The organism is Paenibacillus alvei DSM 29, assembly GCF_000293805.1.
GTDB lineage: Bacteria > Bacillota > Bacilli > Paenibacillales > Paenibacillaceae > Paenibacillus_B > Paenibacillus_B alvei.
In genome coordinates, this window is record NZ_AMBZ01000005.1 from 214,268 (window position 1) to 228,268 (window position 14,001).

General features: G+C 44.7%; 15 protein-coding genes and 2 pseudogenes. 9 read left to right on the forward strand and 8 right to left on the reverse strand.

The window, feature by feature from the left end:
- Positions 1–50: 50 nt before the first annotated feature.
- Complete coding sequence (locus PAV_RS35550; protein WP_005548691.1) at positions 51–347, reverse strand: hypothetical protein; 297 nt, start codon at positions 345–347, stop codon at positions 51–53.
- 211 nt (positions 348–558) lie between these two features.
- Between PAV_RS35550 and PAV_RS17845 the strand changes: the two genes are divergently transcribed.
- On the forward strand, positions 559–996 hold the full coding sequence (locus PAV_RS17845; protein ID WP_005548693.1) for a GNAT family N-acetyltransferase: 438 nt from the start codon (positions 559–561) through the stop codon (positions 994–996).
- A gap of 100 nt (positions 997–1,096) precedes the next feature.
- Here PAV_RS17845 and PAV_RS17850 read toward each other — a convergent pair whose 3' ends face one another.
- Both PAV_RS17850 and PAV_RS17855 read right to left on the reverse strand, forming a co-directional pair.
- Positions 1,097–1,420 (reverse strand): hypothetical protein, encoded by a 324-nt coding sequence (locus PAV_RS17850; protein WP_040736124.1) that lies wholly within the window; start codon positions 1,418–1,420, stop codon positions 1,097–1,099.
- Positions 1,421–1,763: 343 nt separating this feature from the next.
- Complete coding sequence (locus tag PAV_RS17855; RefSeq protein ID WP_005548695.1) at positions 1,764–2,828, reverse strand: nucleoid-associated protein; 1,065 nt, start codon at positions 2,826–2,828, stop codon at positions 1,764–1,766.
- Between the two features lie 150 nt (positions 2,829–2,978).
- On the opposite strand from PAV_RS17855, the gene PAV_RS33595 reads away from it, so the two are divergent.
- From PAV_RS33595 to PAV_RS17865, 4 genes and pseudogenes are all read left to right on the forward strand, one after another.
- Positions 2,979–3,134 carry a DUF1540 domain-containing protein gene (locus tag PAV_RS33595; RefSeq protein WP_005548696.1) on the forward strand — a complete coding sequence of 52 codons (156 nt, stop codon included), beginning with the start codon at positions 2,979–2,981 and terminating at the stop codon, positions 3,132–3,134.
- A 275-nt stretch (positions 3,135–3,409) separates the two neighbouring features.
- Positions 3,410–3,808 carry a hypothetical protein gene (locus tag PAV_RS17860; RefSeq protein WP_005548697.1) on the forward strand — a complete coding sequence of 133 codons (399 nt, stop codon included), beginning with the start codon at positions 3,410–3,412 and terminating at the stop codon, positions 3,806–3,808.
- 240 nt (positions 3,809–4,048) lie between these two features.
- A pseudogene (locus PAV_RS37685) lies at positions 4,049–4,222 on the forward strand (RsiV family protein); the annotation flags it as partial.
- 231 nt (positions 4,223–4,453) lie between these two features.
- The gene (locus PAV_RS17865) at positions 4,454–5,005 is read left to right on the forward strand and encodes an acyl-CoA thioesterase (RefSeq protein WP_005548698.1); all 552 of its coding nucleotides are present in this window, start codon (positions 4,454–4,456) and stop codon (positions 5,003–5,005) included.
- 47 nt (positions 5,006–5,052) lie between these two features.
- Here PAV_RS17865 and rplT read toward each other — a convergent pair whose 3' ends face one another.
- The 4 genes and pseudogenes from rplT to PAV_RS17885 form a co-directional block, all read right to left on the reverse strand.
- The gene (gene rplT / locus PAV_RS17870) at positions 5,053–5,427 is read right to left on the reverse strand and encodes a 50S ribosomal protein L20 (RefSeq protein ID WP_005548699.1); all 375 of its coding nucleotides are present in this window, start codon (positions 5,425–5,427) and stop codon (positions 5,053–5,055) included.
- Positions 5,428–5,470: 43 nt separating this feature from the next.
- Positions 5,471–5,671: a 50S ribosomal protein L35 gene (gene rpmI, locus PAV_RS17875; protein ID WP_005548700.1), complete on the reverse strand. Its 201-nt coding sequence runs from the start codon at positions 5,669–5,671 to the stop codon at positions 5,471–5,473.
- 62 nt (positions 5,672–5,733) lie between these two features.
- Positions 5,734–6,234: a translation initiation factor IF-3 gene (gene infC / locus PAV_RS17880; protein WP_040736125.1), complete on the reverse strand. Its 501-nt coding sequence runs from the start codon at positions 6,232–6,234 to the stop codon at positions 5,734–5,736.
- 283 nt (positions 6,235–6,517) lie between these two features.
- A pseudogene (locus tag PAV_RS17885) lies at positions 6,518–7,755 on the reverse strand (glycosyltransferase family 2 protein).
- A gap of 851 nt (positions 7,756–8,606) precedes the next feature.
- Between PAV_RS17885 and PAV_RS17890 the strand changes: the two are divergent.
- Together PAV_RS17890 and PAV_RS17895 are read left to right on the forward strand one after the other, a co-directional pair.
- Entirely contained in the window at positions 8,607–9,134 is a 528-nt protein-coding gene (locus tag PAV_RS17890) for a phosphatase PAP2 family protein (protein WP_005548706.1), read from the forward strand.
- 121 nt (positions 9,135–9,255) lie between these two features.
- On the forward strand, positions 9,256–10,449 hold the full coding sequence (locus tag PAV_RS17895; RefSeq protein WP_051135162.1) for an MGDG synthase family glycosyltransferase: 1,194 nt from the start codon (positions 9,256–9,258) through the stop codon (positions 10,447–10,449).
- A gap of 92 nt (positions 10,450–10,541) precedes the next feature.
- On the opposite strand, the gene trmB is transcribed toward PAV_RS17895, so the two are convergent.
- Positions 10,542–11,264, reverse strand: a complete 723-nt coding sequence (gene trmB, locus PAV_RS17900) for a tRNA (guanosine(46)-N7)-methyltransferase TrmB (RefSeq protein ID WP_005548710.1) — start codon at positions 11,262–11,264, stop codon at positions 10,542–10,544.
- A gap of 1,080 nt (positions 11,265–12,344) precedes the next feature.
- Between trmB and mnmL the strand changes: the two genes are divergently transcribed.
- Both mnmL and mnmM read left to right on the forward strand, forming a co-directional pair.
- Positions 12,345–13,307: a tRNA modification radical SAM protein MnmL/YtqA gene (mnmL, locus tag PAV_RS17905; RefSeq protein WP_040736127.1), complete on the forward strand. Its 963-nt coding sequence runs from the start codon at positions 12,345–12,347 to the stop codon at positions 13,305–13,307.
- Between the two features lies 1 nt (position 13,308).
- Positions 13,309–13,926 carry a tRNA 5-(aminomethyl)-2-thiouridylate-methyltransferase MnmM gene (mnmM, locus tag PAV_RS17910; RefSeq protein ID WP_005548714.1) on the forward strand — a complete coding sequence of 206 codons (618 nt, stop codon included), beginning with the start codon at positions 13,309–13,311 and terminating at the stop codon, positions 13,924–13,926.
- Positions 13,927–14,001: the final 75 nt, after the last annotated feature.

Sequence of the window (14,001 nt, forward strand, 5' to 3'; positions counted from 1 at the left end):
ATAATGTGTGTGCTCATAAAACATCTGCATATTCGGACTATTATCTGTTGCTAGCCTACTAATCTCGTTGGCTCGACACTTTCCACGAAATACTTCTGCGCAAATAGATACAAAGTGATCATCGGCATCAAGACAAGCAGCGCTCCCGCGTTGATGAGCTGTGGTACATAGGACGGATCGTTGATGATATCGAAAGCAGGCAGTTCTTTTTCCGGTTTGGACTCCTCTTTCGGCTCATCTTTTTTAGGTTCTTCTTTTGGCGCCTCTGTTTTTGACTGTTCCTGTGGTGCCAGAGCTGAACTCCCGCTGGAACCCGAGCAAGCTGTGACGAGCAACCAGTAGACCATGTAATAGAACGATCATCCAGTATTTTTATGATTATTGGATGTAACCACCTTAAAGGTTATTCCTATTATATTCTTTAATTCTCGGAAGCACTTTGACTATTGTTCACAGGAGCCAGCTTTTTTTCGAAATGTGAGGAAAAATGATCCGATGATCACCGCTGGATCACAAACGTCATAAAATATAAAAACAATTGGAACAGAGGGAACTATTATGATTCGACTTCGACGGCCTGCTACTGATGATGAAGCAATCCTTCAGCTTGTGAAGCGGGAATTGCTGCCCCACTCCCACTTGATTGCAAGTCGTGAACAGCTAATCAAGGAAATCCCTGAGCGCTTGAGCGAAGGGCCTACGTATGTTGCTGTTAATCGCGTGAACCGCACTGTTGGATTCGTCCATGTATATGTACGAGAAGACACACTTATTATTGATATGCTTGCTGTTGCGCAGACCTCACAGCATCGAGGATTTGGGAGACAACTACTCAAAAAAGCCGAACAATATGGGCGAAACAAGCGCTGTACTCAGGTACGTATTATGGTTGATTATGGCAATGTTCGAGCAGAGCGTTTTTATGAACGCAGCGGATATCGGTTCATTCGCTTTGTTCCTGCCGTCGTATGCCATGAAATGGGGAAACAACTGTAACATGCGAGCAGCCCGGGGCATTCCCCGGGCTCGCTGTCTACTCTTCTCCGCTTAGCAGGTTACTACGCTCTCCTTTTGCAGCTCTTTAATATGTCCGCATTTATCTATAATAACCATATCCTCCGTAATATCCTCCATATGGCCCTGGTCCTCCGTACCCGTAATATCCGTATCCGCCTCCATACGGATATCCGCCTCCATAGCCATATGCAAAGGGTGCTGTGCCTATTGCCAGCAAATCAAACAATACGAGCGGAATAATCGCCTTGGTCTTGACCTTTTTTCCTTTATCTTGCTCCAGTACAAGCCGCCGCCCCTTCACTTCAATCAGCTTGCCGCTAACGACCGTTCCGTTCTTATGCTGCGCATAGATTTGCTTGCCAATCAAGCTCTTCACCTGTGCCTTCGTCACACCATGCATCATAATCCCTCCTTCACCGGTGTACCTTACATGGTATGCCCGCCAAGCGCATACTGCTTGGATATCGGCCTTGCATCTATGAATCTGTGTCGATGTTTATAACGAAATCTCCCATGCTGCTATCTTGCGGCAGAAAAAGGTTAATAAACAGAAGCTTGCATGCTACTACTTGGAACTTACATTGGAATCAATAATATGTTGTACAGGCTTCGATAGTGCGTAATAATCTCCATAAATTTGCGGCTTTTTGTCCTGATTCCATGAATGTCCATTTAATCAAACAAAAATCCATACCATTCCTGGTATGGATTAATATTAAACTCAAGTTGTATGGGGTCGACTCACTCTATTCTTCTTCGTTAAAGAACACTTTGTAATAGTGCATGCCACGCTCTTCATCATAGCCCTTTTCAATGAAAGGAAAGCTCTCTGGCTTAAGCTTCATATCGATGCCCGTGTCTGTACGAATATTGTTCTTATGAGAGCGTTTGGCCTTTTTCAATGCCGGCTGTGAAATTGGAATTTCTGTAATCGGCGGAAGCTCGTTGGCTTCCTCAAATGTTTCCTTATACGCTTTGAACAGCGGCACGAGCTCTGGCTGTCCGATGACTTCTTCCGCAAATGCCTCTTCCTCGAACTGTTCATGCTTTGCAAAGTACTCCATCGTGCTGTTAATGAACATTAGCTTGTCCTTCTTCTCAGGACGCTCTTCAGCAGCTGGAACGATAACATCCTCATAAAACTGCGTGCACATATCAATGGCTTTATCCGTTAAATAATGCTCATCCTCCAGCAGCTTCACATTGAGGAAATCCTCCATCCAATATTGAGCGGCCTCTCCACCTTTACTCGCTGACGTATCAACCACACCCAACACGTAACCAGAGTCTGCATGCACATTTAAGATTATGCAGCCCTTGTCGAGCTTGCGGATATTAATTCCCTGCTCTACCTGTAGTCCTAAATCATCAGATGACAGCTCGTCAATTTGCATATATACGTCTTTATTTTCCGACTTGAATATCCCGATTGCATCAATGCTGAAGTTGTTGTACAAAATATTGTTCAGGTGTACAACATACAGTTCACCCGCTTTAATTTGAGGATGTGATGATTGCTCATACAAATGATTCAGCATATGCACGGACTGTTCATGGAACGCGTTGGCCTGCTGGAATATGCGGCTCGCATACGTGTACATTTCATTCAGGGGTAGCTCCGCTTCATGCTGAAAAGTGTAATGTATGTCAAATTTGAAGCTGGAGATAAAATATTTAAGCAGCGTCTCGCGCACATCGTCATTCGGAATATGGTAGAGCTCGTTCGATACACGAACTCCTTCATCCTTGGATTGGTTGCCCACCTTATGAATGACCATTTGGTGAATGTCCACTTTGGACAGATCGATCATGCAATTCCCACTCCTCTTCTCGAAGTCACATTCCTCTATTGTAACGAAAAAAGGTAGGGTTCGGAAACTACAAAATGATAGAAACTCCTCCTAGATGTATAAAAAGAGGGGGCGGCTGGCGAAGTTAGTAAGGAGAGGAGGTGAATAACGATGGCGAAAGACGTACTTTGCGAAGTGAACTCCTGCAAGTATTGGGCAGCAGGCAATAAATGCGCAGCGACTTCCATTTATGTGGTGAACAACCGCGGCAAGCAAGCTGGTGATTCTGGCGACACAGATTGCAAAACATTCGAACCTAAGCTGTAACGATTATGGGGCGGCCGTCACGCCGCCCTTGTTTACTCCCGACTCACTCACATTGATAATTATTCTCAACAATGGATACATTTATACATCCGCTCTTATACCTCTTCAGCATTTTTCCAATGATGAATACATCGTCATACATAAGACGCTTTCAATGAAAACATTGTTTCTTTTCCACTCGTTATTGTTATTCTGCTGTAATCTCTTTAATCTCGCAAAGTTCTATACTATAGAGGAAGTCATCACGACGCACACACGAAGGGATTGAAACATCGATGAATACGAAAAAAACAGTTGTCACACTTGCACTTTCCTGCACAATGATCGCCAACATGGGCGCAGCAGCATATGCAGCACCTGCCCTGGCAGCAGGAAAAGAAACAAAGCCTACAACAACGACACAAACAACACTGTTGAACAATAAATCTATGACTAACAAAGTTGAAATTGGTCTTAAGGCAACCAAGCAGCCGATCAAAGCTACAAATAGATTTGTTCATGTCAATTTGAATGTACCTGTCATTATCGGCTTGAAAGACAGCAAATACGAAGAACAACTGAATGATATTTTAATGCGCCATGCGATGAAAGAAAAAGCAGAAGTGTATGAAGCTTCTAAAAAGGCAGAACAAGTTGCGAAAAACAAAAAGTTACCTTCGAACCAGCAACGCTGAACTCTGACTTCCGCTTCGTTAAAAATGGTAATGTACTATCTCTGATTGTTGATACGTATAAAATCACAAGTGCTGAAGCAAATGGCGAAAGCCGTACAGATACCTATACCTTCCTAAATGAAGATGATGCACATGCATTGCAACTGAGTGACTTGTTCAACAAGGATACTGATTACAAAGCATTGCTAGGGAACGTCGTACGCAATCAAATTGCATTGAAAAAACAAACAAGATTTCAACTTCGAGAAAATAAAAGACACGCAAAGCTTCTATGTATCCAACGGCTACCTGGTGTTGACATTTGACCGTTATGAAATTGCTCCTGGAGCAGCTGGATCGCAAAACTTTAAAATTCAGCTTGCTTCCATCCAATCGAAGCTGTCTGATACATTCAAGCAAGCTCTGAAAGGCTAATTCACTAAAGCACAATAAGCTTAGCTTACAATCAACTAACCGCAAATGATATGGACTGGCAAACCCTTGTCAGTCCTTTCTTTTTTGCTTCAGTCTCTTCATCATGTGCGAAGTGCTGAAGTTTTAACTTATTCATTTCTTCTTACAAATTTAGCGAATGTCATTTTTTTCTTCCGCATGAACAAGAGTGAACCCTTTATAATATACGTATGACTTCTCAGAAAGGGCGTAATGAAGGCTATGTCAGAACATAAACCAATAACTTCTCTTCCTGCACCCAAGCACTGCAAGGAATCCCGTGTCTTCAAGACCGGTCGTGTATTTCCTAACGATGTCAACAATCATCAGACGCTGTTCGGCGGCAAACTGATGAGTCTTATTGATGAGACAGCTTCTATCTCTGCGATGCGGCACTGCCGTCACAATGTCGTAACTGCATCCACGGATTCCGTAGATTTTCTGCGACCTATTCGTCCCACAGATTCCGTGTGCTTAGAATCCTTTGTCACTTGGACGGGCAAGACCAGCATTGAGGTATTCGTCAAGGTTATCGCAGAACAGCTATATACTGGCGAGCGCGTTGTAGCCGCTACCTCCTTCCTAACTTTCGTAGCACGTCATGAGGACGGCTCAGCAGCGCTTGTACACCCTGTAATCCCCGATACAGAAGAAGAGAAGCTTCTTCATGAATCGGCCACAGAACGAGCGGAACTGCGCAAAATAAGACGTGTAGCGAGCAAACAGTTAGCCGATAAGCTGACGACGAGCAAGTACTGGGAATAATATAAAAAAAGCAGCGTTTCGAATCCATTTCGAAATCGCTGCTTTTCTTATATCAACGCAATCTTACGCGTTAACTTTTCTTTTGCAACTGTAGCCAAGGAGTTGAACGCGTTGATATCGTTCACTGCCAAGTCAGCCAACATTTTGCGGTTAACTTCTACACCAGCCAATTTCAAGCCGTGCATGAATTTGCTGTAGGACAAGCCGTTCATGCGAGCCGCTGCGTTGATACGAGCGATCCACAATTTGCGGAAGTCACGCTTCTTAACGCGACGATCGCGGTAAGCGTACAGCAAGGATTTCATCACTTGCTCGTTAGCTGTTTTAAACAATCTGTGTTTGGAACCGAAGTACCCTTTTGCCAATTTTAATACTTTTTTATGACGACGACGTGTCGTAAATCCGCCTTTTACTCGAGCCATTTCGTATTAACCTCCCAATCGATTCGATGTTTCCGTATAATTCTTATTTCAAGTTAGCCAATTGCTGCTTCATACGACGAACGTCGCCTGCTGCCATTACTGGGCTAGTAGCAAGAACGCGCTTCGTGCGGTTCGATTTGTGGGAAAGCAAGTGATTGCGGTACGCTTTATAGCGGCGTACTTTACCTGTACCCGTAATTTTGAAGCGGCCTTTCAAGCTGCTGTGCGTTTTCATTTTAGGCATTATCGTTTCCTCCTCAAGTTCGGTAATCTTATCCGCCGCCTTCTCCTGCGCGGCGGGCCGAATTAGCTGTTCGCCTTCGGTGCCAAAATCATAATCATGCTGCGACCTTCAAGCTTCGGTGCACGCTCTACGATGCAAAGCTCAGTAGCTTCATTCAGAACGCGTTCCAATACTTTCTTACCGATATCAGCATGTGTGATTTCACGTCCACGGAAGCGAACAGAGCATTTTACCTTATCTCCGTCACGCAAGAACTTCAGTACGTTGCGAAGCTTCGTATTGAAATCATGCTCCTCGATGTTGGCACGGAACCATACTTCCTTCACATCAACAATCTTTTGGTTTTTGCGTGCTTCCTTTTCTTTCTTCTGTTGCTCATAACGGAACTTTCCGTAGTCCATAATGCGACATACAGGCGGTTTAGCCTGTGGAGCTACGTTAACCAAGTCCAAGTTAGCATCGTATGCCATCTGCAGCGCTTCGCGGAAAGGCTTAATGCCAATCTGCTCCCCAGCTGGTCCAACTAAGCGAACCTCTCTTGCACGAATGTCCTCGTTAATCAAATGATCCTTGCTAATGGTGTGCCACCTCCATAATCGAATTCCCTGCTTACTGGTTATAGTGTAAAAAAGGGATGCAAGCTCATCGAGCCCACATCCCTCACATAGACATTCTAATCTAGTGACACTGCCTAAGCAGTGCGAGTCATAACCAGCCAACAAAACGTCGGTCAGGTGAGAAGCGTGGGCTTCTTCTTTCAAATTGCAATATGCATTTCAAACACTTGATTAATATATCACAACGGCTTAACCAAGTCAAGCCGCTGTCGTTATCTTTTTTATTCACTTACACTTGCTTGCCTTGCATCTCTTCCAAACGTACAACTCGTGTATGCTCGGTATGGCTCCATACCTTGTTGTTCTGTGTGAAGAACGCATAGAACGTAATTGGCCACCAGGACAACAAGAACACTGGGAACGTAATCAGAGATGCATAAATGCGCCACGACTTGACACCTTCCAAAACCAAGGCCAGTACGAATACGGCACAGGACAGCACAAGCGATACTACAGGAACCCACTCAGGCAGGTACTGGAAGAACGTTGCCACGTTTGGTCCATTGAAGAAAGCAGCATCCACCCACATGAACGCGGTCATGAGGAAGGTAACCAACACGGTATAAACCGTAATCGTGTACAACGCCATGTCGAACTTCGCCAAGTTACGCTCCTTGATACTTTTCCAGAGCAGCGGGAAGAAATAACGGCGCGCTACTGTAAAGTGGCCTTGCATCCAGCGCAGACGCTGACGAGCCGATGCCTTGAACGTGAGCGGCTTTTCATCATAGACGCGAGCGTTGTAGTTTAGCACTGGATTGATACCGTTTTTAACACAACGGGCAGTGAACTCCAAGTCCTCTACCAAGCTCGTCGCACCCCAGCCCATTTCCTTCAGCAACTTGCTTTCGAAGCACATACCTGTACCGCCTAAGAAGTTAGCCATGTTCAAGTTCTTGCGGGACAGCTGCCATAGACGGTTGCAATACCAGTAAGTAACGCCATATGCAGCAGTAATCCAGGAATCCTCTGGATTTTTCGTATCGATGTATCCTTGTATTACTCGTGCTCCGGAGCACAGATCATTATTCATTTCAGTCAAAAAGTCTTTGCTTACCAAGTTGTCCGCATCAAGCATAACAACTGCATCATATTGACGCGGCATTTCCCACAAATTTTTCAACATCCACTCGATGGCATGACCCTTGCCCCGTTGATGTGGATTATGGCGTTCACATGCATAAACGCCATGCTCTCTTACGATATCAGCTGTACCATCCGTGCAATTGTCGCAAATGACAAACACGTCGTACATATCTCTTGGATAATCGAGCGCCTTCAAATTCTCAACCAATGCCCCGATTACAGCTTCCTCATTGTGCGCTGCAACAAGGACAGCGAAAGATTTTTGCGGTTCGTATACTTTTTCTCTTTTTTGCGGTAAATCCCGAACAGCGACAAGGTAAACTGGTACACCCCAATCGCGGCCAGCAGAACCTGCAAGACGATAAATAACGTATCCACCATGCTTGGTGTCCCCCTTTTAAATAACCCCTAATCAAATTCATTAACGCGTCAATTAACATGGCGCTCTCTTTTTATGTATGAACGCATGCTCATCAACTCTATATATGGTTTACCCCGCTGAAAACGGTCGATCACGATTTTCTAATGTTTGCTTTCATTTGTCAAAACCTTTTATTGGCTTTCAACGCGTGAATATTAACATTATCGCCGAAGATCCTGCGTGAAGTCGCATCGAATCGTGCTTTCCCGCGCGGTTATGTTATATTTTCATCCAAATGCTAAGAAATTATGGCTTTTGACCCCCTTTTCGTCAAAATTTGCTGTGCATGCAAACGATACCAGGATCCGAAAGACACTGAGCTAAGCAAAAAATTGGCTTTTGTAACACAAGACAAATCCCCTGTATATATTATCGACGTATTACACCTGCAAAAAGTTTCAGGTAATGTTTATTATCCGTTTGGAATTTATGGAAAACCTTCATTTCACAATTCTTCATAAATATCTTTACCAAAGATTCATGTGAATAGAACCCAGTGGTACTCTTATTCGTCAACCCGTAAAATTCACTTCGTATTTTAAGCTCACCTGCTACACCATTCATTACAAGCCACTACAGGAAGATAATCAAAGAAATTTGCATTCTACACGCATGACATGCGATTTTGCAGGCAATGCCACTTCGAGTAAAATAGGAATAACTTGTTGAAATGATCGGCATTTGAAAATATGATTAAAGGTACTCTTTATGCTGCGTTAGCCTTCAGAGAAAATTCACAGACCCATCATCTTCTGTTAATGTTACGCTGTTACGATCATATTATTAAATACCGGATAACGGAGGAATCGACATGACTCGTGTTATCGCGTGGCTGGGTAATCGTGAACGACAATTATTTTTTTGGATTAACCATCGGCTGCACCACCGGAGCATGAATATTTTATTGTATACATTGACCCATTTAGGCGGGGCTACATTCACAATTGCGTTTACGTTATTGCTCGCTTTATTGGCTCCTAAGCCATGGAGTGCAGTCGGCTGGCAATGTGTTGCTGCGCTTATTGTAAGCCATTTGCCTGTCGCCTTGATTAAAAAATGGTACCCAAGAGTTCGGCCGCATTTAGCATTGCCTAATATTCGTACATTTCGCAAGCCGCTGGTTGACCATTCATTTCCTTCTGGACATACGACAGCTATATTTTCTGTTGTTGTCCCGCTCATGATAGCTAACCCAGCTTTGTCATGGGGATTGCTACCGATTGCATGTATTGTTGCACTCTCTCGCATGTACTTAGGGCTGCATTACCCTTCTGACTGTTTGGCAGGAGCCCTCATCGGTACAGGCGCAGCTGTAAGTGCAGTAGCCTTATGGCCATGACAATCGGTCTATCGGTCTTGTACAAAAAAGGATATCAAGTATAGTTAGGTATATGGAAATTATAAGAACAATCATACCTAAGAAGATTGAATAAAGGGTGAATACCGTGCATCATCATGCAATGACATTTACACTTCCTTCAGGCTCCTTTTTACCTGGTGCCGAAAATGATGGAAAGAAGCGTATACTGCTGCTGTCAGAGCGTTTCGGAGCTGGTCACACCCAAGCTGCCCATGCACTTGCCGTCAGCCTTCGCAAGCTGTCTCCGCATGTGCAAACTCGTGTGATGGAGCTTGGAAGCTTCCTAAATCCGAAAACCGCTCCGCTCATTATAGAAGCTTACCGCAAGACTGTTCTCATACAGCCGAAGCTTGTAGGCTTTATGTATAAAACGCAATACAATCGTTCTTTAAACCGACTGACTACGATGGCGCTGCATCGGGTATTCTATACCCATGCAATGTCCGTTATGCGTCAGCTCAAGCCGGACATGATCGTTTGTACACATCCGATCCCGAGCGCAGTCATTTCACGATTGCGGCGACTTGGGCTCAATGTCCCTCTTTGTACAGTCATCACAGATTATGATGCGCATGCCGCTTGGGTAAGTCCAGCCGTGAATCGATATTTCGTATCAACGCCTGAAGTTAAGGAAAAGCTCGAGATGCACGGCGTAAGCAGCGATTCCATACAAGTGACCGGCATTCCGGTTCATCCGAACTTTTGGGAGCCCCATGATGGCATGGGCAAGTCATCCATCCGCGCCCGATTCGGACTAAAAGATATGCCAACTGTGCTCGTCATGGGCGGTGGCTGGGGAATGATGGATTCTGCTCAATCGACAGAGCTGCTGACTCGTTGGCGCAAAGATGTTCAATTTATTTTCTGCGTCGGAAATAATGACAAGCTACGACGCCGAATGCTTGAGAACCCGCGCTTCCAGCATGAGAATATCCATCTGATGGGCTACACTAAGGAAGTTGACCAATTAATGGATGTCTCTGATTTGCTTGTAACTAAGCCGGGGGGAATAACATGCACAGAAGCACTGGCGAAAGGAATTCCGATGCTATTCTATCAGCCGCTTCCAGGCCAAGAAGAAGAAAATTGTCATTATTTCACGGAAAAAGGGTACGGAGAGCCGATTGAATCTGCTCATACCATTACAAAATGGATGAACCTTCTAGTACATCATTATGATGAGGTGTCCGCACGCCGCTCAGAACATGAACACAACGCATCGCGTTATCATCCTAAAGTATGTGCCGAAGCCATTCTGCAAATGATGAATGTGCCGATTACAAGAGAAGAATAGCAAAAAGGCCGCTATCATGCATGCTATTAAAGGAGAAGATCTCCTCTTATTCATGCAAAATAGCGGCTTTTTACTTGTTCATTTATAACATACTAACGAGATGAGTATGGCTCATTGTGCGGCAAGGATGAGCGATACTGCTTGTACGCCTTGTCACCAACAAGAACTTCGACACGATGAATATTCATGCCTCTGCCCATAAATTTCTGCTCATACTCCGTCATAACATGTTCTTCATTAATGCCGTCACGATGCAGGTTCAAAGAGATATTGCGCATTTGAAGCCCCATCTCTGCAAAGGAGTTCAAAGAAAACTCGAATAATGTCTCTGAATCGGTTTTGAAATGAATTTCACCCGTATCACTTAAAGCGTAACGATACTTCTCGACAAGGCGCGAATGAGTCAAGCGACGGCGTGCGTGCTTCTTCTTCGGCCATGGATCACTAAAGTTTAAATATACACGTTCAATTTCGCCTTCGTCAAAAATCTGCTCCAAAAATTCAACATTCGCGCGGACAAGCCTTAGGTTGGATGCCTCCTGCATTCCCGCTTCTTCTCGCAGCATGCGAGCCTTCTCACAGCCACGAGCAATCAATTCATCATACATATCTACGCCAATGAAATTGATGTCTGGGTACTTCAAGCTCATCGTACTGATAAACTGTCCTTTTCCCATTCCCAGTTCAACATAAATTGGGCGATCATTGCCGAACGCCTCACTCCATTTTCCCTTCAACTGCTCCGGCTCCAGCACGACTAGGTCGGCTTGCTGCGCAAGCAGCTCTTTTGCTCCTCTTTTGCCACGTAAGCGCATGTGTGCTATCCTCCATACTGATTATGCTCCAAGCCCTTATTGTGCATGACAAGCGCTAAAAAGTAAAGACAACTGCTATATAACTGCTCGCTATTGCATATACCCGTCCAAGCATCTCTATATCTCCATATATGCTACTATCCAATAATGCGTATCCCCATACACATGTGTCACACAGATCATTATATCTACATATCTTTTCGTTTCATCTTCAACGATACACATCCAGCGTATACTCTTATCTACTTATCTATGTATCTGCGCATCTACGAGATATGCTGCTTTATCGAATGTTACTGTATTATATGTATTTTACTTTACAACCTTCACTCCCGCTCACCGCTCTTAATGTTTCTACTCTTTCCGCCATATATGCTCTTAGCGCTTTTCAGCTACTGCATCATTGCGCCTCAGCATTTTGCTCCTATCATCCATGACTATTTGTCGCCTTTGCCCCATTATCCCCTTTGCTCAGATTCCATTTTCATAAGTCTTCTATTGCATTCACTGTTCTCTAATTCCTCATTTCGACATTATATTCTTCATCGATATACGAGTGCCGATCCTGTTACCATCAGACCTCCCCTATAGCGAACAAAGTTATGGAGGGGAGTTGAACATCCCTTTGCAAGTGGTTCACGGCGACTTGGCTCTTAACCCATCCAAACAGCATCAATACAGTGCAGCTTAGCACGTTCATTGATGTGACATACAAAACTGCCTGGTTCATGCTTCACAAGATTCGCATTGCTATCAATCATACCGATAATATGAATCAATTAAGCGGAGATGTCCAAGCTATTCTAGCTTTTCACTATTCACTTCTGCACACTCAGTAACTTCTAAATTCTTTGCTTACGATTGTGACCGTCTAACTCATGGTTTCGTTCTGAGCGAAGGGGATAATGAAGCAAGACCACAGTCACATTTCAAATCTAATTGGAAGATCAAGAACTGAGCTTGCCTCCGTCTTCGCTTTTAGGGCTAAATCTGCTACAATAATACAATGAATTTGTTATCGGTATAATGTCGTTATACAGACTTTGTACTCAACTTATATACTGAAAGGGCTTGTAGCCATTGGAAGGCTTAACACACTTACAACCGCCCTCTCCCCTTTTATGGGGTGACAAGCGGTTTCATACATGGAATTATGAGATGCGTGAGCATTTCGGAGAAAAGGTATTCAAAGTCATGCTCGATGCTGGTTTTACCTGTCCGAACCGGGATGGAAGCATCGCAATTGGCGGCTGCACATTTTGTAGTGCGCGAGGTTCCGGAGACTTTGCCGGACGACGACGCGATGATTTAGTTACTCAATTCAATACGATTCGAGACAAGCAGCATACCAAATGGCCAAACGCTAAATATATCGGCTATTTTCAGGCTTATACGAATACGTATGCCCCTGTAGAGGTATTGCGGGATTATTTCGAGGTCATTCTGGAACAGCCTGGGGTTGTTGGATTGTCCATTGCAACACGGCCAGACTGCTTGCCGGATGATGTCGTCGAATACTTGGCAGAGTTGAATGAACGCACCTATTTGTGGATTGAGATGGGACTTCAAACGATTCACGAGTCAACTTCCCAGCTCATCAATCGCGCACACGATACTGCGTGCTACCTAGAAGCTGTTGAGAAGCTGCGCAAGCATAATATTCGTATTTGTACCCACATCATCTATGGGCTACCGCAAGAATCGCACGAAATGATGTTAGAGACTGCACAAGCAGTTGCAAAGATGGATGTACAAGGCATTAAGCTTCATCTGCTGCATCTCATGCGCAAAACCCCGATGGTAAAGCAGTATGAAGCTGGACTGCTGCGCTTCCTGGAGATGGATGAATACATCAAGCTCATCGTCGATTCGCTCGAAATTCTCCCTCCAGAAATGATCGTTCACCGCGTTACGGGAGACGCACCGCGCGACTTGATTATCGGCCCTATGTGGAGCATGAAAAAATGGGAAGTGCTCAACGGCATAGATGCAGAATTGAAGCGACGCAATACGTGGCAGGGCAAGTATTGGAGGGAATCTTAAGATGGGGTTTTTATCCGTACTTGGCTATGCTCAACAGGTCGTGAAGGAACGCGTACAGCCAGGTGAACGAGTGATTGATGCAACTATGGGAACAGGCGTAGATACTTTATTTCTTGCTCGCCTTACAGGGCCGCGCGGAGCAGTAGCTGCCTTTGACGTACAAGAAGGGGCGCTTGAGCTGACACGTAAGCGGCTTCATCGTGAGCTTGGAGTAGAAGGAAGTACTCATGTGAGCCTGTATCATACAAGTCATGATGCGATGCATCAGGCACTGAATGAAGAATGGCACGGTTCGACGGCAGCAATTATGTTCAATCTTGGATACTTGCCGACTGATGAAGCAGATAAGCAAATTATGACAGTCCCTGAATCTACACTCGCCGCACTTGAAACGGGGCTAACCCTGCTTCGTCCTGGCGGAGTGCTTAGCATCGTACTGTATCCCGGACACGCAGGCGGCGACGATGAAGCTAATAAGGTGCAGCTGTGGGCGCAATCCCTGCCTGCCCGTCTCGGCCAAGCGGTAATCTACCGGATGCTGCAGCGTCCTGACGCCCCTTATGTAATTGCGGTAGAAAAACGGAAACAACCTGACAGCGAATTTAAAAATAAAGTTTAAAAACATACCCAAATATATTTAGAACTTCTGCCTCCGCTTAGGTGAATGAAAATCCTATCTAACAGATTGAAGGAG

What these genes read in the sequence shown, in the direction of transcription:
- PAV_RS35550 (WP_005548691.1), bottom strand. Translation starts at nt 347, where the DNA reads ATGGTCTACTGGTTGCTCGTCACAGCTTGCTCGGGTTCCAGCGGGAGT.
- PAV_RS17845 (WP_005548693.1), top strand. Translation starts at nt 559, where the DNA reads ATGATTCGACTTCGACGGCCTGCTACTGATGATGAAGCAATCCTTCAG.
- PAV_RS17850 (WP_040736124.1), bottom strand. Translation starts at nt 1,420, where the DNA reads ATGATGCATGGTGTGACGAAGGCACAGGTGAAGAGCTTGATTGGCAAG.
- PAV_RS17855 (WP_005548695.1), bottom strand. Translation starts at nt 2,828, where the DNA reads ATGATCGATCTGTCCAAAGTGGACATTCACCAAATGGTCATTCATAAG.
- PAV_RS33595 (WP_005548696.1), top strand. Translation starts at nt 2,979, where the DNA reads ATGGCGAAAGACGTACTTTGCGAAGTGAACTCCTGCAAGTATTGGGCA.
- PAV_RS17860 (WP_005548697.1), top strand. Translation starts at nt 3,410, where the DNA reads ATGAATACGAAAAAAACAGTTGTCACACTTGCACTTTCCTGCACAATG.
- PAV_RS17865 (WP_005548698.1), top strand. Translation starts at nt 4,454, where the DNA reads ATGAAGGCTATGTCAGAACATAAACCAATAACTTCTCTTCCTGCACCC.
- rplT (WP_005548699.1), bottom strand. Translation starts at nt 5,427, where the DNA reads ATGGCTCGAGTAAAAGGCGGATTTACGACACGTCGTCGTCATAAAAAA.
- rpmI (WP_005548700.1), bottom strand. Translation starts at nt 5,671, where the DNA reads ATGCCTAAAATGAAAACGCACAGCAGCTTGAAAGGCCGCTTCAAAATT.
- PAV_RS17890 (WP_005548706.1), top strand. Translation starts at nt 8,607, where the DNA reads ATGACTCGTGTTATCGCGTGGCTGGGTAATCGTGAACGACAATTATTT.
- PAV_RS17895 (WP_051135162.1), top strand. Translation starts at nt 9,256, where the DNA reads ATGACATTTACACTTCCTTCAGGCTCCTTTTTACCTGGTGCCGAAAAT.
- trmB (WP_005548710.1), bottom strand. Translation starts at nt 11,264, where the DNA reads ATGCGCTTACGTGGCAAAAGAGGAGCAAAAGAGCTGCTTGCGCAGCAA.
- mnmM (WP_005548714.1), top strand. Translation starts at nt 13,309, where the DNA reads ATGGGGTTTTTATCCGTACTTGGCTATGCTCAACAGGTCGTGAAGGAA.